This window comes from Lacrimispora amygdalina, assembly GCF_003432035.1.
GTDB lineage: Bacteria > Bacillota > Clostridia > Lachnospirales > Lachnospiraceae > Lacrimispora > Lacrimispora amygdalina.
This window is the reverse complement of record NZ_QOHO01000088.1, coordinates 1-25,440: the sequence shown is the minus strand read 5'-3', so window position 1 is coordinate 25,440 and position 25,440 is coordinate 1. Positions and strand designations below refer to the sequence as shown.

17 protein-coding genes, 3 pseudogenes and 1 riboswitch are annotated in these 25,440 nt (G+C 37.2%); of the genes and pseudogenes, 2 read left to right on the top strand and 18 right to left on the bottom strand.

The genetic code is table 11. The annotated features are described in order from the left end of the window. The 5 genes from DS742_RS29840 to DS742_RS29050 all read right to left on the bottom strand — a co-directional run bounded on the left by DS742_RS29840 (window position 1) and on the right by DS742_RS29050 (window position 3,927). The gene (locus DS742_RS29840) at window positions 1-435 is read right to left on the bottom strand and encodes an FAD binding domain-containing protein (RefSeq protein ID WP_147325858.1); all 435 of its coding nucleotides are present in this window, start codon (window positions 433-435) and stop codon (window positions 1-3) included. Window positions 436-514: 79 nt separating this feature from the next. Further along, window positions 515-790, bottom strand: coding sequence for an FAD binding domain-containing protein (locus DS742_RS29835; protein WP_117419472.1), 276 nt, complete (start codon window positions 788-790; stop codon window positions 515-517). Between the two features lie 372 nt (window positions 791-1,162). Further along, window positions 1,163-1,624 (bottom strand): VanZ family protein, encoded by a 462-nt coding sequence (locus DS742_RS23970; protein WP_117419471.1) that lies wholly within the window; start codon window positions 1,622-1,624, stop codon window positions 1,163-1,165. A 276-nt stretch (window positions 1,625-1,900) separates the two neighbouring features. Continuing rightward, window positions 1,901-3,592 carry a recombinase family protein gene (locus DS742_RS23965; RefSeq protein ID WP_117419470.1) on the bottom strand — a complete coding sequence of 564 codons (1,692 nt, stop codon included), beginning with the start codon at window positions 3,590-3,592 and terminating at the stop codon, window positions 1,901-1,903. Window positions 3,593-3,765: 173 nt separating this feature from the next. After that, window positions 3,766-3,927, bottom strand: coding sequence for a hypothetical protein (locus DS742_RS29050; protein WP_170313567.1), 162 nt, complete (start codon window positions 3,925-3,927; stop codon window positions 3,766-3,768). A 250-nt stretch (window positions 3,928-4,177) separates the two neighbouring features. On the opposite strand from DS742_RS29050, the gene DS742_RS23955 reads away from it, so the two are divergent. After that, window positions 4,178-6,493, top strand: coding sequence for a tetratricopeptide repeat protein (locus DS742_RS23955; protein WP_117419468.1), 2,316 nt, complete (start codon window positions 4,178-4,180; stop codon window positions 6,491-6,493). 298 nt (window positions 6,494-6,791) lie between these two features. Here the strand turns inward: DS742_RS23955 and DS742_RS23950 are convergent, their stop codons facing one another. From DS742_RS23950 to DS742_RS23885, 13 genes and pseudogenes are all read right to left on the bottom strand, one after another. Beyond that, window positions 6,792-8,198 (bottom strand): serine hydrolase domain-containing protein, encoded by a 1,407-nt coding sequence (locus DS742_RS23950; protein WP_170313566.1) that lies wholly within the window; start codon window positions 8,196-8,198, stop codon window positions 6,792-6,794. A gap of 76 nt (window positions 8,199-8,274) precedes the next feature. Further along, complete coding sequence (locus DS742_RS23945; protein ID WP_117419466.1) at window positions 8,275-9,642, bottom strand: transglutaminase-like domain-containing protein; 1,368 nt, start codon at window positions 9,640-9,642, stop codon at window positions 8,275-8,277. 43 nt (window positions 9,643-9,685) lie between these two features. Continuing rightward, entirely contained in the window at window positions 9,686-10,759 is a 1,074-nt protein-coding gene (locus tag DS742_RS23940) for a mandelate racemase/muconate lactonizing enzyme family protein (RefSeq protein WP_117419465.1), read from the bottom strand. 20 nt (window positions 10,760-10,779) lie between these two features. After that, a complete protein-coding gene (locus DS742_RS23935; protein WP_117419464.1) occupies window positions 10,780-11,784 on the bottom strand; it encodes an ABC transporter ATP-binding protein in 1,005 nt (334 codons plus the stop codon). Beyond that, the gene (locus DS742_RS23930) at window positions 11,781-12,767 is read right to left on the bottom strand and encodes an ABC transporter ATP-binding protein (protein WP_117419463.1); all 987 of its coding nucleotides are present in this window, start codon (window positions 12,765-12,767) and stop codon (window positions 11,781-11,783) included. The genes DS742_RS23935 and DS742_RS23930 overlap by 4 nt, the downstream gene beginning before the upstream one ends. A 12-nt stretch (window positions 12,768-12,779) precedes the next feature. Further along, on the bottom strand, window positions 12,780-13,691 hold the full coding sequence (locus DS742_RS23925; RefSeq protein WP_117419462.1) for an ABC transporter permease: 912 nt from the start codon (window positions 13,689-13,691) through the stop codon (window positions 12,780-12,782). Further along, window positions 13,691-14,623 (bottom strand): ABC transporter permease, encoded by a 933-nt coding sequence (locus tag DS742_RS23920; protein WP_117419461.1) that lies wholly within the window; start codon window positions 14,621-14,623, stop codon window positions 13,691-13,693. The genes DS742_RS23925 and DS742_RS23920 overlap by 1 nt, the downstream gene beginning before the upstream one ends. A 69-nt stretch (window positions 14,624-14,692) precedes the next feature. Beyond that, entirely contained in the window at window positions 14,693-16,339 is a 1,647-nt protein-coding gene (locus DS742_RS23915) for an ABC transporter substrate-binding protein (RefSeq protein ID WP_117419460.1), read from the bottom strand. 423 nt (window positions 16,340-16,762) lie between these two features. Continuing rightward, window positions 16,763-16,896, bottom strand: a riboswitch (cyclic di-AMP (ydaO/yuaA leader). A 149-nt stretch (window positions 16,897-17,045) separates the two neighbouring features. Further along, a pseudogene (locus DS742_RS23910) lies at window positions 17,046-18,101 on the bottom strand (phospho-sugar mutase); the annotation flags it as partial. Window positions 18,102-18,309: 208 nt separating this feature from the next. Further along, window positions 18,310-19,896 (bottom strand): transposase, encoded by a 1,587-nt coding sequence (locus DS742_RS23905; RefSeq protein ID WP_117419459.1) that lies wholly within the window; start codon window positions 19,894-19,896, stop codon window positions 18,310-18,312. Between the two features lie 53 nt (window positions 19,897-19,949). Next, window positions 19,950-21,537: pseudogene (locus DS742_RS23900) on the bottom strand (IS3 family transposase). A gap of 452 nt (window positions 21,538-21,989) precedes the next feature. Beyond that, window positions 21,990-22,517 (bottom strand): hypothetical protein, encoded by a 528-nt coding sequence (locus DS742_RS23895; RefSeq protein ID WP_117419458.1) that lies wholly within the window; start codon window positions 22,515-22,517, stop codon window positions 21,990-21,992. 327 nt (window positions 22,518-22,844) lie between these two features. Next, window positions 22,845-23,813 (bottom strand): annotated as a pseudogene (locus DS742_RS23885) (transposase); the annotation flags it as partial. Window positions 23,814-23,961: 148 nt separating this feature from the next. On the opposite strand from DS742_RS23885, the gene DS742_RS23880 reads away from it, so the two are divergent. Then, the gene (locus DS742_RS23880) at window positions 23,962-25,374 is read left to right on the top strand and encodes an IS4 family transposase (RefSeq protein ID WP_205692797.1); all 1,413 of its coding nucleotides are present in this window, start codon (window positions 23,962-23,964) and stop codon (window positions 25,372-25,374) included. The last annotated feature ends 66 nt before the right edge of the window (window positions 25,375-25,440 follow it).

The following is a 25,440-nucleotide window of genomic DNA, read 5'->3' as shown; positions in this document are numbered from 1 at the left end:
TTACTCCAGAATCGCTCTCTTTATCAATGTCTTAGCTATTTGCACCTTGTACTTATTGTCCTTCAGCGGAACAGCACAATTGGCAATAGCAGCAACCGCTGTTTCTACCACTGATTCGCTGATGATTTTACCCTTCAAGGCCTCCTCAACTCCGATTGCCCTTTTTGGCACCGGTGCTACGGCATTAAGTACAATCCTCACATCGGACACCTTGTCACCTTCAATTGTAATAGATGTAGCTACGTTTACTACAGGAAAATCTATCGTGGGCCTTTGAGCAAACTTGATAAAGTTTTGCTTTGTTCCAGAATTAGGTGAGGGCATCTGGATCTCAGTGACGATCTCATCATGGTTCAGAGCAGTCGTCTTACGCTCACCAGTAAAAAACTTCTCCGCTTCAATTACTCCCGCAGTAGTTTTGATTTTAACGTTCAAGGCTATTCGCACTGGGGCAATATCGGACGCGTTAACCGCTACACACCCCCTTGCTCCCCCGAATATAGAATGATACCTATTATCTCCTTGAATGGCGAAGCAAGTACTCCCGCTTTTCCTTGTACAAAAGCTTAGTCGTTGCCCCTATGGTCAGACCTTGTGCATCCTCACTGATAATGTCCAATTCAGGGATATTTTTGATTTTCACTAATTTTCTGGGAGGGTTGGTCAGAGCGTTCTTTTTCATCAAGTTCAGAATGTCTGTGCCACCCGCCAAGACAGAGACATTCTCTGCTTTCAGCATAGAAACTGCGTCAGCAACTGTTACTGCATTCTCATATGAAAATCTTTCCATTTCTCCACCTATATCTTCCCCAACGCTTCTAATACTCTCGCCGGGTTTATGGGTCCAATTTTCACTCTCGCACTTATTGCATTGTATATTGCGTTAGCTATTGCAGGAGCTACGGGCACCAATGTTGACTCGCCCTTTCCCTTGGCATTAAACTGACATGTTGGCGCATCGGCTGGGTCTGAATGGATAATTCCAGTAAAGTCGCAGACCTAACTGTTCTATCTTTTTGAAATTGTGTAAAAAGAAAACATTTGCCACATCAATCCATCATTACATGAACAGTTTCCTGTTAATAAGAGGCGATTCTGGACATATAGGAAATCTCCTATCCTGTAACCATTTTTGGATAGGTATCGAAAGGTCGGGCGTCTCTTAATATACCATTCTTTTTAAAATATAAAATAGAAAGTAACCTATTATACCGCCAGTACAATTTAGAATAATATCGTCTATATCAAATACGCCTAGCATAGTAAATAGTTGAAAAGATTCAATTAAAAGTACGCTTAGGAATACTATTAAAAATGTTTTATAAAATCTTTGAGCATTGATATAAACTAATGGAACTAAAAAACCCAGAGGAATGAATAAAATGATATTTCCAATGATGTTTTTCAATGACCACCATTCTGTAATATACTTTAATTGTGGAGCAATAGATCTAAAAGGTACTAAGTTGATATTCCAAATACCATCGCGTCGATTTTCCATTATAGAATTTACTCTGCTTGTAATATCATTAAAAGAACCATTAAATTTGACTGCAACAAATAGGAAAAGGAAAGCAGCATACATCCACAGAATTTTATGAAGAATAGTTTTTTTAAGTAACATAATTTCTACCTTTCAGCCAGCTTTAACTTAATACCAGAACCGGATGCTTCCCATCGGCAAGACATAATCCCGCACCTCCTCCAGCAACACCACAGCCAAGTGCACAAAGCACATTCCACAATTGTTATGACTTTCCCGTTTTTCACTTGCTTTCTATGGTATAATCTCTGGTAACAGGATATTGCTTCCTTAAATAGGGCTAAAAATCGTATTTTTTAGCCCCATTTTTTGCACATTTCCCTTCCAAAAGCCACTACAACTTGTGGCACACCCCATCTATTTCTTACTATTACCACAATACGTCATCATTATCACCGTTTCAACGGTACTTTCATTGTCCCAATCAAGTTCCTGTGTCTCTGTTCCATTGAAAAATACAGGGAATTTGAATTTGATATGCTTTAAAAATCTGCCATCTTCCTGCTCTTTCTCATAGAGATGGACTTCCTCTACAAAGCTTTTTACAAATTCCTTTTTCTCTCCATCGGTCATCTTATCATACAGTTTATCAAAATAAAGAAGGAATTGATAGACGTTATCTCCAGAAATTTTCTGTTGCTTGATGTTAAATAGTCGATTTTCCACTTCCTCTATGGATATCTCCATTGCATCCATTTCATCATACAGTCCGTCCATACGTTCCTGCATATCCTGATATTTTTTATCATAATGCTTGTCCGATACGGATAAATGATCCATATGAGATGCCAGCTTATTCTTTGCACCTTGCAACTGCTTTAACTGTTCCTTCAAGTTCGTGTGCTCTTTCTCCAAATCTTTTGTATCCAGACTATTTCCAATTTTCGTTCTAATCTCATTCTCAAACTTCGGATTATTAACAAGTTTTCCAATAATCTCGGCTACTGCATCATTTACTTTATCTTCATTCCACTGCTTTTTATAAGTGCAGTGATGACCATCAATGAAAGTTCTATGCTTGCAGGCATAGTAAAAATAATCCTTGTATAAGGTTCCGTCTTTACGTTTCTTACGATTGACATTTCCATACATACCACTTCCACAGATTGGACATTTTACAATACCTGATAAAATATGCTCATGTTCAAGACTATGCACCTTTTCATTGCCCACTCCAGTTTCCTGACGTTTTTTTTGTGCCTGATTCCAAACTTCCTCTGAAATAATTTCATCATGAATTCCATCGCTAATCAAATAAGAATCCTGCTTTACCACATGATATTCATTTCTAGTTCCTGCTATTTTTTCATTCTTTCGTCTGCCAAAGGCAAGCTTGCCACAATAGATTGGATTGTCCAATACTCCTTTGATAAAGGAAGAAGAAAAAGTCTCCATGGTGTTGTTCTGTCGGATTTTCTTTCGGTATCCATTTTGATTAAGGAATACAGCAATTGCTCCAATACCCATCGTGGTATTAACAAATTTATCATAGATTAGGCGAATAATTGGTGCTTCATCTTCTGCAATCTGTAACTCACCTTCAACTAGCTTATACCCATAAGGAGCAAAGCCACCATTCCATTTGCCTTCTCTGGCTTTCTGCCTACGACCTTCCATGGTCTGCACAAGAATGTTTTCTCGTTCAATTTCAGCTACTGCTGACAATACGGAAATCATCAATTTACCAGCATCCTTAGAGCTATCAATACCATCTTCCACACAGATTAAATTCACACCAAAATCCTGCATTCTCTGCAAGGAGCTTAAAACATCTGCCGCATTTCTTCCAAATCGAGATAACTTAAATACAAGTACAAAGTCTACGTTATCCTTGCCGCTTTCTATATCCTGAAGCATCTGTTGAAATTCTGGTCTTCCTTCAACACTTTTACCAGATTTGCCTTCATCGGAATATTCACCGGCAATTACCATCTCCTGATAATCTGCATATTTTTTCAATTTATCTTTTTGAGCATCTAGACTATATCCTTCCACCTGCATGGAAGTGGATACTCTAGTGTAGATGTAGCATTTAAGCTGTTTCTTCATCGGCATACCTCCGCTCTAAATAATATTACTTCTGATTTCTTTATTTGTCCCAACATTATTTTATCATTGTTCCAACTTATATTCAAATAAAACTTTTACTAAACTGATAAATTGGAGCATGGCATAATATCCCCAAGCCCCAATTTATGAGCCCATTCTTACACCAAATCTTTCTATGCTGCTCTAAGTTGATAAACTGCAAATCGTTTTACATAGGTTGTGAATCGTGATTTCTTTCCATCCACATTTACAATATGTCGCTCTGGTCTGTATCGAAGTTCTTTTGCAATATCCCGCAAAACCATAGAACCATACTTTTCCATCAACTTAGCCATTAACCTGCAACATCGCTCAAATTCCTTATTCATAGCATCTCCTTCCTGCTTTTTAAAGCTTTTTCTTTCTATCCTACCGTGAATTGAATCCCGAGACATTGATAGAAAACTGAGTGAAATTTGAGCCCCTCCAAAAAGAACGTTTGTTCGTCATGAGATTGTATGATATAATTTAAATGTTCCTTCTCAGCTAACATTGGGTTAACGTTTGAAGGAACATAAATATTAAACATTTTGAGGAGATGATTGATTGAATCGAGTTGATTTTCATTCTGTATCTGCAATACTATTCCACTATTTAAAAGAAGCAGATACATCACAAATAGACTATGTGTATATGATTTTTTCCAGTTTTTCCAATGATACTGTTGATTTTATGTATGACAATGGACTCGTCTGCAAATGGATTAAAGGACAGGCAAAGGTCAGCCCTAGAATCGTTAATTATTATGTGGATACGTCCCACAAGGAAGCCATGTATCAGGATATGGAAAAGGAACTGTTTCCTTACCTCAGTGATTATGCCAATGCAGCTACAGATATTAAAACACTTCTGCTATCTGACACTTCGATATCCGATTTTGAAAAAGAACGACTGCTATCATATTATGCAGACTCATCAAGTGCCGCATATGCAAGCTTCATTGCTGTAGTTCTTATGTTTGGTATGTCCAGAACTTTTGTCAAATTTGATGCGAAAGCTTCTGGTGGCACTTCCCCACTGCTAGATGATATTATTCTGACTACAGTTCTACCAAAACCTATTCAAACCTTTGTAGGCAGGGAAAAAGAATTGGAAGAATTACATAATTTACTAGATGAACATCATACTCTGTTTATTCAAGGGGTTGCTGGCATTGGAAAAAGCGAGTTTATGAAGCAATATATTAAGCTGCACCGAAAAAGCTATACCAACATCTTGTTCCTTGATTATTCAGGAAGTCTCTATGAAATGATAGCAGATTTAGATTTTGTTGATGATACCGATGGATTGACAGATAAAGAGCGATTCCGAAAACATTTTCGCTTTCTAAAATCCTTAAAAGAAGATACCCTGCTTGTGGTTGATAACTTTGATACGACCGCTTCAAAAGAAAGTCTGCTCTCACAATTTTGTGATTTAAAGTGTAAGGTTATCTACACCACAAGAAACCTGTTTTCAGCATATAAAACATTCACAATTACTGCTGACATGAGGCAGGCGCAGCTAGTATTGCAAAGCAACTTAGGGACTTCCATAGATTTTTCTCTAGAAGAACTGAATCTCATTCTCGAGTTCTTAGACTATCACACAATGGCGGTAGAACTAGTTGCAAGATTGCTTTCATATGCAGCAATCACACCTACCAAACTATTTGAACTGTTAAAGGAAAATATTTTGCTTCCTTCGGATGACATCAAAATCTCATTGATCAAAGACAACCAGACTGAGAAGAGTCGTTATCAGAATCACATGGAAAAGTTATTGGACATACAGGAACTCGAATACAATCATCAAAAAGTTTTAGCTGTTATTGCGCTAGCACCTGAATCAGGATTTCCTGTTAAATTACTGTATCAGTGGTATGGACATTGTGTAAATGAAGTAAATGAACTGTTGGAACTGGGATTTTTAACAAGCAAACATAACCTGATTCAACTACATCCCTATATACGAAAAATGATAAATGCACGAAAATCCTTGTCTTTAAATGACTGCCCTCAAATATTCGAAAATCTTAAATCCACTTGCACAAGTGAAGCGAGCTGTTATCATAATCTTGCACTGGATATAATAGATACTACACTGCGCTTTGTAGAAAAGGATAATGAAGATATCTGGAAGCGAATCGTCTTTGCCTCATTAGAGCAAAATAGTCGATACCAGCGATTCCGCTCCTTTGAAAAGCTTTTGAATGAGTGTAATGATATCTGCCAGCATTATCATAATATTTCAACTGAAAACTCAGCTATGCTACTTCACTTTCAGGCAGTGAAAGCAGCCAAAATTCATCAAAATTATGTTCAAGCTTTGGAAGTGGAAGAGAAGGCAATCTATCTTGCTACCAAATATGGAACCTCTCAGATACCAAGCCTTTCCAGTATGTATCTGGATGCAGGAAGGTATCTTGCTCTGCTAGGGAAGCAAGAAAAAGCTCTGGACTACACTAAAAAGGCTGCTGGAGTTCTATCAAATACACAAATGCAATATTCCACCGCTGGAATATTTACTCTCACATCATATGCAAAGCTTTTGTACGAAAGTGGTAAGTTAAATGATGCCATACAGATTTATTCCAACTGCATTGGTCTTGTTAACAAAGTGTACGGAGATAATAGCATTACCAAAGGATATCTTACGCAAAATCTTGCCGCGATTTGCGCTTCTTCTGGTAAAAACAAGATGGCAATGCTCTATTTTTCTCAAGCTGATAGCATACTGAGACAATACCTTGAAGAGGACAATCCCGACTTACTTTTCTGCCAATCTCAGCAACGAGATTTGAACAATAAACTTGCCACAACAAGCGAGTGCTCTCTTCTACCTGTCCCAGAGTTCTTGTCTGCTGATATGCAGATTGCATAGATAATTCATAGATTTTGATTTACTGCATAAACTACTACTACCACAAAAATATACTTTCCATTGACATTTCATTGGTTCTTGGGTATATTATATTTAGTGGTTGCGCTACGGAAACTTGAGATGCCCGTGGCCGGAGGAGCTCATGTGTGGGCTCCTTTTTTATTTTCAATAATAAAAGGGCCATAAGGCCCTTTTATTATTGAAATTTGTTATTTATATCTCTTACTACAAAATCATGGTACTATTTTGTAATACTTCGTTTATTTACAGACGAGTGCTTAAACTATTTAATATCCCTTTAACTAACTTTAGGATAGATTCTGCTACCACATCTAGCTCCCCAAATTCCTCTTTTTTCATCATACAAAATCTGGACAAATCCATTCGAAAATTTTCCTGGAGTAATTGCCAGATAAGGGTTAACAGGGCGTATTTCTTTCTTCTTACCATTAAATGTCATAGCTAGTTTTCCTTCTTCCGACATGGACAATGTAAACCTTTCTCCCTCACCCATGACATAATCACCACTTACTGCATTAATAAATTCTTTACTCCATGAAAACTCCGGATACTCCATACTAGGCGCAACCGGATCTTTTCCCTGGTACATACGCATAGCTGCATCTGCAATTACACCAGAAGAGACATCCATGGTATTACATAGAACCATGACACCGGCTTCGGCTTCATAAGACCATGACATATTTGAAGAAACTCCTGGCAGACTACCACCATGTTCTATTACATTGATTTCATCAATCGACTTTAGACAAAGTCCATACCCATACCATCCGCCCGGTCTGTAATATTGACGCGGTTTACACATCTCTCGAATAGAGTATTCGGATGCTATCCGTTTACTATTCAATCCTCTTCCTTCATTCAAATACATGCAGATATATTTGAGCATATCTGACATTGTAGACTTCATAGCTCCACCGCCATTCAGAACAAATGCATCGTCATGATAGTCTCTGGTAGCCCTTCTTATTCCTTCTTCATTTGTATAAAGGGTTGCTGCATTGTTATCCAAAGATGGTTTTAAAAAATCACAAAAGCTTCTTTCCATATCCAACGGCCTAATGATATGTTTCAGTAGGTATTCTGCAAATGATGGCTGATCACCATAATTTTTTATAATATCAGACAAAATACCAAAACCGTCATTACAATAGCTCATGATCTCTCCCGGTAGACCAATCAGGTCTGTCTGCTCATCCAACCGTCCGGCAACACGCTTAGCGCCTTCTGTAGCCAGAGCCTCATTATAAGCCAAATCACCAACTTTTGCTTCAGTTAGCCCCATTTCCTCAGCCACTTTATCAACTACAATCCGTGGCAGTGGGTAAAATCCACCACTGTGACAAAGTAAATGCCAGATTTTTACCGGTGCATTCTGATTCTTATTAGTAAAAAAAGGAACATATTTGCTAATAGGATCATCCAAACTAATGATCCCATCTTCTGCCATTTTCATAATTGCTAGACTTGTAAATGATTTTGTCACCGAAGCCAGTCCAAATATGGTATGCTCATCTATAGGTAATTTCTTTTCTTCATCTCGATAACCAAAATACTTCTCATACTGAACTTTTCCTGACTTATCTACAATAGCAACAGCTATCCCAACAGCCCGCTGCTCCGACATTACCATCTCTACAAGTTTCTCAAATTTCTTTCGATTTTCTTCTGTAATCCTGTCCACCAGGCATTCTCCTTTCTTAAAACTATCAGCTCCCATATAAAGCCTTTAGCTCCACACCATTAACTGTTAACTATATTTACATTTCTTCTATCTCCACTGTTTTCATGAAAGAATCAAATTGCGAAAAATGCAGACCACCATCTTCATATTCTACTTCACCACGCTGATTGTCTATGGGATCTGCACGGAAGTATACCTTAGGTGGCATGAATTCAGACTGCATCTCACTATTGGCAACCATACGGTAAATATCAAGGTTAGCGAAATAATAATTCCAGCGTTCTATTTGACCTGACCTATATGCACTTCCCCCAAAAGATGTGTCCACATACAGCCACCCATAAGGTTCGATATAAAATTCAGCCCAATCATGGCATCCGGTATACATCTCAGTAGCATAAAGACCTGACTGCCACCTTGCGGGAATTCCTGCCAGACGGCATAAGGTTATGAATAGGATTGCCTGAACACCACAATCGCCTTTCATATTTTTAGCAGCATATTCAGATATATTATCTAATGCAGCATATTCGCATACAAAAGAATACATTACCTTAGTTGTAATAAAATCATATATTTTTCTTGCAACGATTAACGGATTTGTCTCAGCTCCCTTAATCTCTGCTATCAGTTCCTTCATAAATGGAGTGAATACAATATGAGGAGCCTGCTCACCCATATAAAAATCAGGATGATCTATTTCAGCTATTGTAGGGTCCGGTTCTATATAATTAACATGGTTTATATAAGAATATTTTATAAAAAACTCCTGTTTCGGTTTCAGTTCTGTTTCAAAGTACACGGTTCTTTGTAGTGCATCCTCTGGTGCAATCACCGTAATCTCCGGAGAAGATTCCAGAAGTCTGATATCACTTATTTGCCTGCATTTCTGTGGTATCGGAATATAAACACGCACCTTTTTACCGACATGTTCATATTCTTTCTTTATCTTAACGGAAGCCCTGATTGTCATTTTGGCTGTCCGCCCACCATGTTCTTTCATATACGTAACATTATCATTCAGTAACTTCTGGCGTTTTATATTAAAATCTTCTACCTCACTGGTTTTCAAACGCTCTCTGTAATCAGTTCTAGTTTTAACTATATTATCATAAAACAGCTTATGAAAATGCCTTTTCCCCTTTATATAAATCCAATTAACTCCAGATACTTCAATCAGCTTATCAAGTTCATCCTCTTGAAAATCTATAAAGGCTTCTTTCATCATGTTCAATGCTTCTTCTTGTGTGAACGGATACTCCTCTTCTCCAAGCATCCGTATGATTTCTTTTTCTAATTCCAGCCGTTTCCTCATACATTCCGGCAGAAATCCACCAATCATATGGTCTATCATTCTTACTGCATCATCGAAATATCCGCCAATTTTTAAACGAAGAACATCATCAGGTAGCGGAATTTTAGTCCATGAAATATTATTTTCCATATCATTCCCATCCTTACATTTTAAGGGTGCCGCACCCTTTCCATTATTGATTTAGTCCAATAAAACCAAATCCAGGTTCTTCCGGAAGAACAAGCGTCTTCTTACATTCTGTTCCAATGCCACCCTTAAATGGAAGCTCAGTAAGTGAGAATGTAGCATCCAAATCAGCTCTGGTAATATTCTTAGTTGCTGCACCTAGACTGGCTGCTGCAGTAACTCCAATATTTGTTTCTTCTGCCATACATCCAAGCATACATTCGATTCCAGCTGTTTCACAAATAGCGTTAATCTTTAATGCTTCCCTAATACCACCACACTTCATCAGTTTGATATTCAGAACGTCAACAGCTCTTCTTTCCACAAGTTTAAGCGCATCTTTTGCGTTGAAACAACTCTCATCTGACATAATAAGGACCTTGCTGTTTTTCGTAACATATTCAAGACCCTCAATATCTGCTGCTTTTACAGGCTGTTCAACCAATTCGATATCATATTCATTTAGACGGTCTATGATCTGTAGTGCCTCTTTCGCTGACCATGCCTGATTGGCATCCACACGGATTTTAACTTCTGGGCCAACTGCTTCACGAATCGCTTTAACTCTTGCAACATCTTCTTTTAATCCTGTACCAACTTTTGTCTTTATTGTATCAAAACCATTTGCAACATGAGCAGCTGCCTTCTTTGCCATTAACTCGGGCTTAGTAATACCTACCGTAATATCCGTTTCGATAGTATTAGAATATCCTCCAAGCAGTTTGTATACAGGAAGTCCTGCCTTTTTCCCTAAGATATCATAGCAGGCAATATCAATAGCCGTTTTTGCACTTGGTGCATATGCTGATGCCCTGTTTAAAATCCAGTATATTTTTTCCAAATCTGTTGGATCTGTACCAATCAATGCTTTTTCAAAACGTTTTATACTCTCAACTGTTCCTTCAAGATTTTCTCCTGTAATCAGAACTCCGGGGGCACCTTCTCCATAACCGAAAAGCCCTTCATCAGTTTCAACTTTTACGATAGCACTGATTGCATGCGTGATAGTTCCAAGCGAAATATGAAACGGTTCTATCAATGGAACTTCAACTGTTTTTATATCTATATTTGTAATTTTCATCTTTATCCTCCAAATACATCTTATATTTTATTGAAATCTCCTGCAAAATGGCATGCACAGAAATGGCCTTTACCAAAATCTTTAAAGACGGGAGACTCTTTTCTACATATATCCTGTGCCATATAGCATCTGGTATGAAATACACATCCAGATGGTGGATTAGCAGGACTAGGTAAATCCCCATCCAGTATGATTTTCTTTTTCTTTGTTCGTCTGTCCGGTACCGGTATTGCTGAAATTAAAGCTTTTGTATATGGATGAAGCGTATCTTTGTACAAATCTTCTTTATCAGCAATTTCAACGATATGCCCGAGATACATTACTGCTACCCTGTCTGAAATATGTTTTATAACACTCAAATCATGAGAAATAAATATATATGCCATACCCATCTGTTTCTGAAGTTTTTTAAGCAAATTAATTACTTGTGCCTGAATTGAAACATCCAGAGCAGAAACTGGTTCATCACACACCATCAGTTCAGGCCTTATAACTATAGCTCTTGCAATTCCGATTCTCTGGCGCTGACCGCCAGAAAATTCATGAGGATACCGATTGTAATATTTTGTATTTAATCCAACAACCTCCATGGTTTCCAGAACTCGTTTCCTAATTTCCTCTTTATTTAGATTCCTCTGGATATCCAGTGGTTCTGCTATGATTTCACCAATCGTCATACGTGGGTTCAGAGAAGCATAAGGGTCTTGGAAAATTATTTGCATCTTACCTCTTCTCTTTCGCAGTTCTGAACTCTTTAGATTCATAAAGTCACTGTCTTTAAAAATAATTTCACCTTCTGTAGGCTCAATAAGACGAAGAACTGCACGACCCATGGTTGATTTTCCACATCCCGACTCACCAACTACACCAAGTGTTTCACCAGGATACAAGTTAAAACTAACATCATCTACTGCCTTAATAAACATCTTCTTAGTTGAAAAAGGTGAAGTCTTTGCAGAAAACCATTTTTTAAGATGCTTTACTTCCAATATCGGTTGTTTCGCTACCTGATTTTCCATTTTCATTCCCCCTTCCAACTTTCCGTGTATTTAAAACATCGAATCTTTCTCCCATCCTTTTCAATCAGCTCAGGCATTTCATCTTCACAAATTTTTCTTGCATCTTCACATCTAGGGCAAAATGAGCAACCTTTCGGCATAGAGTCATAACTTGGTACCATACCTTTAATCACATGAAGTTCCTCAACTTCATCATCCAGTTTTGGAATACATTTTATAAGACCAGTAGTATATGGATGCATAGGATTATCATAAATATCATCAGTAGAACCCTGTTCTACTACTTTTCCTGCGTACATAACCATGACATCATCCGCTATTTCAGAAATTACCCCAAGATCATGAGTAATCATCATAATAGAGGTACCTGTCTTCCTCTTTAATTCATTAATAAGATCAAGAATCTGTGCTTGTATTGTAACATCAAGGGCTGTCGTGGGCTCATCACAAATCAGAAGTTCAGGATTACAACAGAGAGCCATGGCAATCATAATACGTTGGCGCATTCCTCCAGATAACTGATGTGGATATTCATTAATTCTTTTTTCCGGTAGTGGTATTTTAACCATACGAAGCATCTCAATTGCCTTTTCACGAGCCTGATGCTTGGTTAATTCTGTCTCATGAATCATTAGTGCTTCTATAATCTGTTGGCCTACTGTAAATACAGGATTCAAGGAAGTCATCGGCTCCTGAAAAATCATTGCTATTTTTTTACCCCTGATTTTTCTCATCTCATTTGGTGTTTTTTCCAAAAGATTTTCACCATGATAAAGAATTTCACCACCTACTATCTTTCCAGGAGGAGTCTCCAGCAATTGCATAATAGATAAAGAAGTAATACTCTTTCCACAACCAGATTCACCTACTATGCCAAGGGTTTTCCCTGATTCAATAGAAAATGATACGTTATCCACTGCCTTTACTACAACGGAATCCAAATAAAAATACGTTTTTAAATTTTTTACTTCAATTAATTTATTTTCCATACCTTCCTCCTATCACGTTCTCAGTTTTGGATCCAGTGCATCGCGGAGTCCATCGCCAAAGATATTAAATGCGACTACCGTTAACATAATTGCAATACCTGGCACAATACTGTATGTCGGGAGAAAGCTGATAAATGATTGAGCGGAACTAATCATATTTCCCCAGCTCGGTGTAGGTGGCTGAATGCCAAGACCGAGGAAACTTAAGGAAGCTTCATACATGATAGCATTCGGAATACCCAATGTTATAAGTACTATAACTGTTGAAAGACAGTTCGGTATCAGATGCTTTGTAATGATTCTAAAGGATGTCCCACCACTAGCCTTACTTGCCTCAACGTATTCCTTTTCTTTCAGCTGCATTATTGAACCACGGATCATTCGTGCCGTTCTAACCCAGGTCAGAAGTCCAAGTGCAATAAATAGATTCTGTATTCCCTGTCCCATAAAAGTCATGATTGCCATTGCAAAAAGTAAATCCGGAAATGCTGCAAAAATTTCCATGAATCGTGAAATAGTTGTATCAACTACACCTCCGAAATAACCGGCAATAGCACCAAGTGTAATTCCTATTAAAGAAGCGATCACCTGAGCAAGGATTCCAATACTCAGAGAAACTCTGGTACCATAAATCAAGCGAGAAAGGATATCCCTTCCATATTCATCTGCGCCAAGAAGGTGTTTAGATGAGGGTGGAGCAAGGACCGATGCATAGTCCTGGTATGTAGGATCATATGGACTTACTAATGGTGCAAAAACAGCCAGAAGAATCAGAAAAAATATAAAACCCAGACAAAATAGGGCAACTTTATTTTTCTTTAATCTCTTAAAACTATCTTTGTAATAACTGGTATACTCCATTCCACCATTCATGAACTCTTCTTCGAATTTTTTTTGTTTTGTGAATAAGCTTAAAAATTTCATTAATTAGCTCCTTTCCCATAACGAATTCTCGGATCGATGAATGCGTATGATATATCAACTATAAGATTTACAATAACAAATACAAATGCAATATACATAACAGTTCCCTCAAGTAATGGCAAATCTCGGTTGGACATGGAGTCAACGGCTAATTTACCAATTCCCGGTATAGAGAAAACACGTTCAATAAGCATAGAGCCCGTAAGCATATTTCCAAGTTCCGTACCAACAAGTGTTATAATAGGAATCATTGCATTTTTTAAAGCATGTTTCATAATAACCAGATTATCTTTTACACCCTTTGCTCTTGCTGTTCGTATGTAATCCTGCTTAATCACGTCTAGCATACTGGTTCGAGTAATACGTGCAATACTTCCTGCATATCGCGTCCCAAGTGCTATACTGGGTAGTATAAAACTTGCAGGTGTATCAAATCCAGATATAGGAAGTAAGTCTAATTTCAAACCAAAAATAATCTGAAGAATAATAGCTATCCAGAATGATGGTGCGGATACACCTATAATAGAAGCAGTCATTAGTGCAGAATCAAACTTTTTACCACGATTAATTGCAGCTGTCATACCACATGTTACCCCAATAATAACTGCAAAAACAAAAGACATTGACGCTAGTTTCGCAGTTACCTTAAAGGAGCGGATTAAAGCTATAGTTACACTTTCTTTTGTGAAATAAGATTTTCCAAAATCAAGATGAAAAGCACCTTTAATAAAATTAAAATACTGCTGTGGAAGTGGTACATCCAGTCCGAGTTCATGACGAACTCTTGCAATAGTTTCTACATCTGCCCTCTTCTCCAACATTAGTTCTACCGGATCTCCTGGTACAACTTGAAGAAGAATAAATGTAATAAGGCTTATACCAATTAATACAAGCAACGTCTGGAGCAGTCGCTTTGATACGTATCGAAACATAAAGTTCCCCTTTTCCTGATAAAAAGGGAGTGGCATGCCGCTCCCTTAAGACCACATACTTAATTCAAATTATTCTTGAATATCTACTGTAGCATAGAAGTTACGGTAAGTTGAATCCATAACAAGTCCAGTAACCTTTGGATTTAACAGATAGCATTTTGACTCATTGAAAATAGGAGCAATTGCATAGTCTCCTCTTGTTAAAATGTGTTCAGCTTTTATATAAATTTCCTGTCTTTCAGCTTCATCTGCTGTCTTCACACCATCTTCCATCAGCTTCTTAAATTCATCATTATGCCAGAAACTTGAAGTTAATTCTGTACGGGCATCACTTACAGGATATAACATACTGTCTGGATCGTTATAGTCTACATACCAGTTACCAACACCAGCATCAACACCACCTGATTTCTTCATATCAGACCATGCAGCTGAGTCAACCTGTTCAATTGTTACATTAATACCTGCTGCCTTAGCCTGCTCCTGGAATGCTGTTGCAATAGGAATAGAAGTTGCATATTTTGTATTAACTGTTAGACGAAGATCATATCCATCAGCATATCCTGCTTCAGCAAGTAATGCCTTTGCTCCTTCTGGATCATATTGGAATGCTTCCAAAGAGTCGTCATGTCCTATAATACCGGTTGGTATAAAAGAAGTTGCTGGTTTTGCTGTTCCATGAAAAATGCTATCACAAATTGCTGCTCTATCAATAGACATTGAGATAGCCTGTCTTACTTTTGGATCCGTAATTACCTTTACGTTAAAGGTCATATAGTACCCACCAATTGGCTGGAACATATGCATCTGTTTGCTTAGAGTTGGATCTGCCTGATATACAGGATACATATTAGTCTCTACGTCTACATAATCAACATTGCCTTTTTGATACTCTAAAACCTGTGTATTCGTATCTTCAATAAACTTATAACTTACACCATCAAGTTTTGCTACCTCACCATGATAATCATCAAATCTTGAAATCTCAACACCTACGGCTGCTGTATAACTATCAAACTTAAAAGGACCTGTACCGATCAGTTCTGTCTTACCCCAGTTATCTCCAGCTGCTTCACATGCGTCTGCTGGATAAATTGCACAGTAAGGGGTTGATAAAACAGAAACAAATGGGGTATAAACTTCGGACAGTTTTATTGTGAAATGCGTATCATCCACTACCTGGATACCTGTCATTTCATCTGCTTGACCATCAACTAACGCTTGGTATCCTTCTACATGTTCCAAAATACTTCCCATACTCTGTTTCTTAACAAGTCTCTCAAGTGAATATTTAACATCTGAACTCTTTAATGTTTCACCGTTGTGAAATTTAACTCCATCAATCAATTCGAAGGAATATGTAAGCATATCTTCTGATAACTCAGGCTCCTTTGTAAGTAATGTTGGAACCACCTTACCCCCTTCAACTGTTGTAACTAATGATTCTACAACATTGTCTGTAACCTTCATGATAAGACTGTACGTATACAGCTGCATATCAAAAGCTACCTGTGGATCAACTGCTGCTACACGAAGTACTTTTGATCCTGTACTCTCTGCCGTTGATGAATCAGCTGCTGCAGTTGACTCCCCAGTTGCTGCCGCAGTAGTTTCTACAGTTTTTGATGTGTTGGAAGAGCTTCCACACGCGGACAAAGCTCCTACCAGGGAAACTACCAAACCTAATGAAACAAGTTTCTTAATGGTTTTTTTCATTGTTTTTCTCCTCTTTTATTTGGCTTTTTCTTTACTACTGTATCGCTATAAAGTAATATATTGAAAAAGAAGTCAGTTTGGAATAATCTTCAAACTAACTTCTTTGTTAATAAAGCTTTATATTATTGTAGCAATGTCTCTTATATTTGTCAACAATTTAAATGGTAAAATATACACATTATTTTTCAAGAGTTTTCCACTCCTTTACCTTCACAATACTCTGAAGGATAATTAATAAATCGTTTTACCTGTTTTCCCGATACCTGAAAGACACACTCTAATCATGCCAATACCTCCTTCTAAATGATAAATAAAATAAGAAAGAGTTTGCAATACAAACTCTAAACTAAAAAAGTGCTACAGATAATAACTGTAGCACTTGAGTTTACATGCGTTAATAAAGGTGTATTAAAATATAATATACCTAACTCTCCTTTACGCTTACGAGATTAGCTGACGGATTCGGGCCAAAGAGATTAGCCCTACCAACTTACATCGGATTCACCCCAAAATGTGGGTCTCCCGTTTCATGATTATGAACTCAGCGCTACATTTTATTCAATTTTTTTGATTCAGTTTCATTGTTATTTTCTAATCTAATAATTGCAATTACCGACTTTGATAATATCATATCATTTTACAAAATTCGCAAATAATAATTTATTTAATTTTCTAGAATTAAGCTATAAATGTATAAACAATTTGCTTATTGAACCTTCCAAACAGAATCTTGTACCAAATTCTTTAGTTTTTCATCAGCATCAGTTAATGAATTACCTTTCACACCAAAGTAGAATTTAATCTTAGGTTCTGTTCCGGATGGTCGAATTGCACACCATGCATCATCGTTTAATTCAAAGTAAAGCACATCTGATTTTGGCAATCCGGTTGGTATAACTTTTCCGGTATCCACATCAGTAATGGTATTTTCCTGATAATCTCTTACCTTTAATACCTGATATCCCCCTGCAGTTTTTGGAGGATTATTTCTGAAGCTTTCCATAATTTCTTTAATTTTACCCATTCCTTCAATTCCTTTTAAAGTAACGGATACTAAATCTTCTTTAAAATAGCCGTATTTTTCAAAGATACGAATCATTTGTCCATAAAGAGTGATTCCTTGAGTTTTATAATATGCCGCTGCCTCGCACAGCATCATTACTGCAACAATGGCATCCTTATCTCTTGCATGGGTACCAACAAGGCATCCATAACTTTCTTCAAACCCAAATACATATTCATTTGAACCTGTCTCTTCAAAATACTTAATCTGCTCACCAATATATTTAAAACCGGTTAATACTTCAATCAAGGTAGCACCATAATATTTTGCCATCTGATCCGTGATGTTACCTGTTACAATTGTTTTGATTAATGCAGCATTTGCAGGCAGCGTTCCCTTTGCTGCTCTCTGTGAAAATACATATTCTGCAATCAGGGCGCCAGACATATTACCAGTCAGTAATTCAAATTCACCTTTATCATTACGTACCTGTACTCCAAGCCTGTCTGCATCCGGATCTGTCGCAAGAATAATATCTGCTCCAACTTTATCCGATAACTTCTTGGCAAGTGCATAAACCTTTGGATCTTCCGGGTTCGGATAACCAACTGTAGTAAAATTGGAATCCGGCATCTCCTGTTCCTGAACTACATAAACGTTTGAAAATCCAAGTTCTTTTAGTATCCTTCTCACAGGAAGGTTGCCCGTTCCATTTAAAGGAGAATAAACAATCCTCATATCCTTACATTCATCTGCAACGGAATTTTTTTGGCTAGTTGTCACCCAGCCTCGTTTTCATTTTCCATTTCTAAGGGGCTGTAAAATAAGTCCTTAATCAAGAATCGCCAGTTCCGGCAAATGCCGGTCCTGGCGATTCTTCGTTTTTTTATCTACTTTTTATGATAATGATTGATTTTTCCATAAAAAAACGTGCACTTAATAAAGCTATGAGTATAGTTCTTGGATTTTAAGCAGCCAACTCGTTTCTCTGCTTTTTATTATGATATTTATAAAGATTAAATCCACAAGAAATCAGTGTGAGTTCAAGAATTACATTTTTCTCACCTCTTCGAAATAATCTTTTGTAGGACTTATCCCATTTTAAAATGCCAAATGTTCCTTCTGCCTGTATACTACGATTCATTCTCAACAGTGCGCCATGTATTGATTCAAGGTTTGCAATTACCTCTTGATGTATTGATGTTAATTCCAGATTCATTCGGATGGTTCTGTTTTTGCTTGCCTTAGGACAACAATCGTTTTTAAATTGGCAGCTTTCACACGATTCGCATTCATAGATTTCTTCGGTTCTGCCATATTTGTTTTTATAGACATGTTGTTTGCTTTTGAAGTGAAAAGTCTTTCCATTTGGGCATTTCAAATTTCCATTCTCGTCTCTTTTAAAGTTGACTGCACGATATGGATTTTCATGATACTTCTTATCGGATGTTTCCTTTTTGAACATGGTGAATTTCATATACTTTTCCATCCCATGCTCTTCACAGTAAAGATAGTTATTATAGGAACCATAGCCTGCATCTGCAACTGGATACTTTGGATAATGACCATAGATTTCATTGAATTTTTCCATCAAAGGAACAAAGCATTCCATATCTGATGCATATGGTTTTACATCAACTACTGCTATATATTCATCACAGATAGCGGTCTGTAGATTGTACGCTGGGAGAAGCTGATCATTGCCCATATAATCCCGTTTTATGCGCATAAAAGTGGCATCGTGATCGGTTTTGGAATAACTGTTTCTTTCAACGCCACAGACTTCTATATGATGTGCATATGTCTTTAATCGTTCTAGATATTCCTCTAATTCCTGATATTGTTTTTGCTGAAGGCTTTTTCTATGACCACAACCAGATACAAACGTGGATTCCTCCAGATTTGTTGCATTCTTGTACATTTCCAAGAGTTCAGATACATATTCAACAGCATACTCGTCTCTCTTATCAAGTTTTACACCAAAATATCCTAATGCTTCCTGGTTCATTGCATCAATTAGCACGGATATCTTTTCAAAAACCTTTCCACGGTTTTTTGTACAGGACTTTTTCCATACCCAAGTATAGCGGTTTGCATTTGCCTCTATTTTTGTCCCATCAATGTAGGTGTGTTCCAGGTCGACATGATCCTTTTCAAAAATATAGGTATTCACATCCAAAAAAATCTGTTCAATGGAATCAATAAGTTCATTTCGGATGACGTTGCCAAATGTAGCAAATGAAGGCGCTTTCATGCCATCAAGAAGATACATATATCGGATATCATTTCTGCAAAGTTTTTCGATTTCCCGAAGAGAGCAGATTCCGTGTTCCATAAAAGCAAAGAGTATCACTTTGAGGAGTTTCTGTTCATCACATCTTGGACGACCTGCTCTGTAGCCTTTCTCTACAAAATATTTTGATAGGTCTATGTGGTCTATTACCTCACAGAAAGTGTATACTGGATCAGATATATCAATTAGTTTTTCAATTTCCAATGGTAATTTCAGCTGTCGTACGGTATAATTATCATTGGTGTTTTTATTTAGTCGCATAATTAATTATACCAAAAAATCGCTGAAGTCTCACGACCTCAGCGATTTTTCTTTTAGGGGAGTTTTTTTACAGCCCCCTTTATTTCTTCTGTTTTCTGGCTTGGATTCAGCCATTCTGTGTTGTTATAATCCCAGTTTTTAGTCTCTCTTGACCATCCTTCCGGATGCATTTGTCTGGCTTTTTCATAAACTTCTTTTCTTTTTTCTAGTATTTCAATATCTTTTCCTTCATGTCGTTCTGATGGTGTAACATAATTTATTCCACTGTGACGATGCTCATTATTGTACCAGTCCACAAAATGCTTTACCCAAAGTCTTGCTTCTGTTAAGGTTGCAAATCCTTCTGGCTGATAATTCGGTACATATTTTAAGGTTTTAAATAAACTCTCTGCATATGGATTATCATTACTTACTCTTGGTCTGCTTCTTGATGGAATAATTCCCAATGCATACAGGGTCTCCAACATAGTCGCCCCCTTCATTGGACTTCCATTATCCGAATGCAAAACCAATGGTTTTGATTTCAGATACATCTTTTCATCTCTGTAAATTCGTTTTATAAGCTCACTTGCATGTTCTGCTGTTTCGCTATCCCACACTTCCCAACCCACTATTTTTCGACTGAATAAATCAGAAAACAGATAGAGATAATAATATTTTCCTTTAATGGGTCCGTTTAAATATGTGATATCCCAAGAACTTTAGTTCTTTAATCCAAGACTTCATCTGGTGACATTGCCTTATGGGTTGATATTGGTCGCTTTTGAGGCTTATGTGCACGCCCTCTATGTGCTAACATTTCTGCCTCATCCAAAACTTTATAAAATGTACTTTCACTTCCAAGATAAATTCCTCTATCTGCTAAAATCGGTACAATTTCACAAGGTGTCTTTGATGCAAATTCTTCTGAATTCATCGTGTCCAATATCAGATTTCTTTCTTCCTTCGTCAGTTTGTTTACTGGCTCAGGACGAGCGCATGTTACTCGCTCATCTATATAATCATTGGCATTATTTTTCCAACGGTTATAGGTTCTTTTACTGATTCCAAGTTCAGCACTTGCTTTATATAAACAAGCTCCTGCATTGATTGCCTCACTAATTAGCTCTACTGCTTGCTTGCGATCTGAGGCGCTAATCAGTCGTCCTCGTCGTCCATCCCCCAAATCGCATCGGCTTTTTTTCTTAGCACTAAGAGTGCTGCAGCCTCTGCCAGGGCTTTTTCTTTACGATTTAATTCTTTCGCTAGTTTTTCTTTCTGCCGACGTTCTTCCTTTAATTCTTTACTGACTTTTGCATTTTGTTCTTTTTCTCCATCGTTTGCATTCATACAGGCTTCTTTCCATTCTTTCACCTGTTCTGGATAAATTCCTTTATTTCTGCAATATTCGGAGAATTCTATTTCATTCAGATTCGCTGTTTCAAGAACCACCATAAACTTATCCTGGCTACTCCACTTATCAGCACTTTTATATTTTGTTGTCGCAGATAATCCTGTTTGCTGTGCGGCATCTCTCCACCGATATAACGTATTGATATTTATTCTGGTTTCGCGATGAATATCTGTTATGGTTTCTTCTCCAGATAGCATTCTCGCTACAACTGCATTCTTCATTTCTTTTGGATATTTATTAAAACTCATATCTGTCACCTGTCCTTCTCTGGTACCTATCATACCAGTATGAGAGGTGGGTGACAACTACCCTAACTCAGAGGGATCTCTACTATATTTCAATTGAAAAGAAGATATGTTTTCTTTAAACAACGAAATTAAAGCTAATAACTCATTTTCAATTAATATCCTTTTTTCGTATACTAAACAGACATTGATAAATCCACCTTCATGCATAGCTTGACGGCCTCCGATAATTCATTTCCTGTTGCGCTTTTAATAAATGGGAATCTCGATACCCAAAAAGCTTGATGTTCTAAAAGCCTCTACCTATAATATAATTTAAAACTTTTTTGCACTATAGGTAGAGGCTTTTTATTCTTATATTTAATATTATCACTTCTAGTAAATCACAAAACGATATTCCCTATTTTAATAATAATCAAGTTCCTCGCTACCTAAAGAAGCCCTAAATGCTACTTTTATGATATTTTCTCTAGCAGTTTTTTTACTCTTTGGCTTTCAACTGATTCTTGGTTTTCAAGAGTACTATTAATAAATTCAAAATAATACTCGGCGGCTGTTATTACTTTAGTTAAAAAATAGTGCTTATCCATAAATATTTTTTTATTATCAACCGAGAAAACAATTCCATTGTCTTTTTGCGACAATTTCATTTCAATTGGTTGATCAGGAAAATAATACAATCCTTCTCCAGTTGTAATGAAATCTTCAATTAAGTTCACTATATATGGCCACAAAGCACTTATTTCGTCCCAATAAATATAAGGGATAATTGTTTGCCCTTGATACTCCATGAACACTACCCCCTCAACGTATAACAAATCATCTGTTTCTACTTTGCTTGCAAGTTTTCTTAATATTTTTTCTGCTTCTTCTTTTTGATAATTTATTGAGACAAGATATTTATTAGGATTCTCTTCAAAATCCATAAAATCTAGTATTGGTTCCCTTAAAATAAACGTTTCTATTTTAAATTTATCTTTCATTATGCCAACTCCTATCTTGGATATATTTGACGTATATGCCCATTTGTAATACCCATTGTATATCTAACTCCATTTACTATACCATGCACCTGAAATGTACTTGTTGTTCCTTTACTAGCAATAATTGTTCTATTTTGTTTTGCTAATTCAATAGCAATATTTCTAATTTGGTTAATTGTAGTATTATGATGGAAAAAAGTTTGGGAACATTTAATGGTTCCGTTCCAATATGAAGGATGGTGTCTTACTAAAATATGCCGCATATCAGTTTGGGTTAATCTAAAAGTATGGCTTCCAACCTTATAACTAACTGCTGAAAAGTTCTTTAATGCATTCGTCCTCTTTCATCCGCATGAAAGTAGCTTCCAGGTCTGTTTTAGAATAGCTGTTTCGGTCTTTTCCCATGATCTCAAAGCATTCTTTATATCCCATCAGACGCTGACCGAGATGTTCCAGTTCCTCATACAGCTGCTGGATCTCAGGTTTTCTTTTTCCTTTTCCATAAACGAACTCTGTCCCTTCTCCAGTGGCAATCGTATTAAGGTTCTTCTGCAGCTTCAGGATTTCAAGAGGAGAGCAGTTATCAATCTCAATGACTGTATTATTTGCAAGCTTCTTATGCTTTGACAGCTTCCTTTTCCGGTTCTTTTCTATTACACTGCGGACTTTATCCATTCCCTCGATCACAAACATCTGTGCATTCCCGATATCATACTTTTGTCCATAACCCTTCTCCTGCAAAAATGTATTATACCTGGTAAAGTTCAGCTCGATAGAATCCAGCAGGCCAGCCAGATGGTAATTGATCGTACCACGCCAGACAAATGTATAACGGTTTGCGTTGGCTTCAATCTTAGTCCCATCAATAAAAAGTTCTTTCAGTGTAACAAGGCCTTCTTTTTGAAGTCGGCGCAAAAACTGGTAATTAAGGTCATCCAGTATTTCAGAGGTCAGCTTTTTCCCTTTAAACTCATAAAAAGCATCCCGTTTTGGTTTCTGCCCACGGGTCAGCCAGATAAAAGCGAGATCTCTTTCACATAATTCTACATTACGGTCAACAGAACGTACCCCGCGCATGTTTGCATAAGTAACTACAGCATACATCATAATTGGGTTATACCCGGTTCTTCCCTTATCTGAACAATTGGCCAGCAGGCCAGAAAAATCTAAATCCTCCATCACTTTTTTCAGGGTATAGACTGGATCGTCGTCGGGTAAACTCAATTCGAAGAAACTAAAGTTAATTTTCTGTTGCCCAAACTCAAAAAAGTCGTTATAATAAGTAGTTGTTAGCATAGTTACTCAAGTTTCGCACCCTAAGAACGTCGTTCTATCCTTGGTTTAACAAGGAGGGTTACTATATATCAGCTTAAAAGTACAGAAAAAGACATCTCTTTTTGGTAAAATGTAAGTACCACACCAACATTTTAAGGAGAGATGTCTTATGGCTAATATTTTACCAGATAAAACGGAAAAAAACGAGTTTAATTCTAGTATTCATCAGTTTATGACACAATTTAAAGTGGGCACCTTGTTAAATCAATCGAACATTAGAAAAGAAGACGGCGTTAGTGCAACCGCTATTGTCACTTTTCTATTTGCGGTCGCTTTCCATGGCGGAAAAAGCATGAATCAGCTGTTAAATGATCCTGAGAAGCAGCCAGGATTCAAAAAAGATACGGTCAATCGTTTTCTTAAAAATGAGCAGTTCAATTGGCGGAAATTTCTGATTTTATTCTCTTCGAAAGTAATTGCCACATTGATACCATACGTCAAAAAAGACGACGAGCGCGTACTTATTCTTGATGACTCTCTCTATAGTCGTAATCGAAGCAAAAAGGTAGAGCTATTAGCCAGAAACTATGATCATGCGAGCGGAAAATACATGAAAGGCTTTCGTATGCTCACTCTAGGATGGAGTGATGGGCATACGTTTATTCCGTTGGCTAAGACCTTCCTCAGTTCTAAAGAAAAAGCCAAACGTCTAACTGAAGTAGATGATCGCATAGATAAACGGACCGTTGGGTATAAAAGGCGCCAGGAAGCTCAAAAGAAAGCAACGGAAACACTATTTGATCTACTCAGTTCTCTTCCTTTAAACCAGTTGAAAGCGAAGACGATCCTCTTTGATAGTTGGTTTGGTCATGCGTCAGTCATTAAGCGCGTCGTCACTGACTACTCTTTAGATGTTATCTGCATGATAAAACCCATGAGAGCCAAATATGGCTACGAAGGAAAACAGTACACGCTTAAAGGATTATACGCCCATCTGAGAAAAAAACGTGGACGTGCCATTGTTAAAGCAGAAGCCATTGTCAACCTAGGGCAGAATGATAAAGGGGAAGACATTCAAGCCAAAATTATTTTTGTTAAAAATCGAAACGTTAACGGTAAGCGAAACTGGTTAGCTTTACTTTCCACAGACACTGAAATGGACAACAAAGAAATTATTCGCTTATACGGCAAACGTTGGGGTATTGAAACATTTTTTAAATACTGTAAATCGTATTTACAGCTTGGGAAAGAAGTGTACGGCCGAAAATATGACATCATGATAGCTCATACGTCCATTGTATTTATGCGCTATATATTTTTCGCCTTGGCTTCGCGGAATGAACAGGATCCAAGAACGATTGGAGAGCTGTTTTATTTGGAATGCGATGAACTGGAAAATATTCGCTTCACAGAATCACTGTCTCTACTGTTAGATGCATTGAAAGAACTGCTTGAAGACGAATTTGTACTATCTGAACAGCAGGTAACGAAGTTACTAGATCAATTGATCGACACCTTACCGAGCAAATTTAAAGATATTTTAGTCGGAACACAACCAAAACAAAGACAAATCGCAGCTTGATTCACTTGATGAGCCTTGAACTGATAAGCTTTTGACGGTTTTTTTAAGGTGCGAAACTTGAGATAG

Excerpts from the sequence above, each read along its gene's own strand:
- DS742_RS29835 (WP_117419472.1), bottom strand. The coding sequence starts at position 790 with ATGGAAAGATTTTCATATGAGAATGCAGTAACAGTTGCTGACGCAGTT.
- DS742_RS23970 (WP_117419471.1), bottom strand. The coding sequence starts at position 1,624 with ATGTTACTTAAAAAAACTATTCTTCATAAAATTCTGTGGATGTATGCT.
- DS742_RS23965 (WP_117419470.1), bottom strand. The coding sequence starts at position 3,592 with ATGAAGAAACAGCTTAAATGCTACATCTACACTAGAGTATCCACTTCC.
- DS742_RS29050 (WP_170313567.1), bottom strand. The coding sequence starts at position 3,927 with ATGGCTAAGTTGATGGAAAAGTATGGTTCTATGGTTTTGCGGGATATT.
- DS742_RS23945 (WP_117419466.1), bottom strand. The coding sequence starts at position 9,642 with ATGGAAAATAATATTTCATGGACTAAAATTCCGCTACCTGATGATGTT.
- DS742_RS23940 (WP_117419465.1), bottom strand. The coding sequence starts at position 10,759 with ATGAAAATTACAAATATAGATATAAAAACAGTTGAAGTTCCATTGATA.
- DS742_RS23935 (WP_117419464.1), bottom strand. The coding sequence starts at position 11,784 with ATGAAAATGGAAAATCAGGTAGCGAAACAACCGATATTGGAAGTAAAG.
- DS742_RS23930 (WP_117419463.1), bottom strand. The coding sequence starts at position 12,767 with ATGGAAAATAAATTAATTGAAGTAAAAAATTTAAAAACGTATTTTTAT.
- DS742_RS23925 (WP_117419462.1), bottom strand. The coding sequence starts at position 13,691 with ATGAAATTTTTAAGCTTATTCACAAAACAAAAAAAATTCGAAGAAGAG.
- DS742_RS23920 (WP_117419461.1), bottom strand. The coding sequence starts at position 14,623 with ATGTTTCGATACGTATCAAAGCGACTGCTCCAGACGTTGCTTGTATTA.
- DS742_RS23915 (WP_117419460.1), bottom strand. The coding sequence starts at position 16,339 with ATGAAAAAAACCATTAAGAAACTTGTTTCATTAGGTTTGGTAGTTTCC.
- DS742_RS23905 (WP_117419459.1), bottom strand. The coding sequence starts at position 19,896 with ATGCGACTAAATAAAAACACCAATGATAATTATACCGTACGACAGCTG.
- DS742_RS23895 (WP_117419458.1), bottom strand. The coding sequence starts at position 22,517 with ATGAAAGATAAATTTAAAATAGAAACGTTTATTTTAAGGGAACCAATA.
- DS742_RS23880 (WP_205692797.1), top strand. The coding sequence starts at position 23,962 with ATGGCTAATATTTTACCAGATAAAACGGAAAAAAACGAGTTTAATTCT.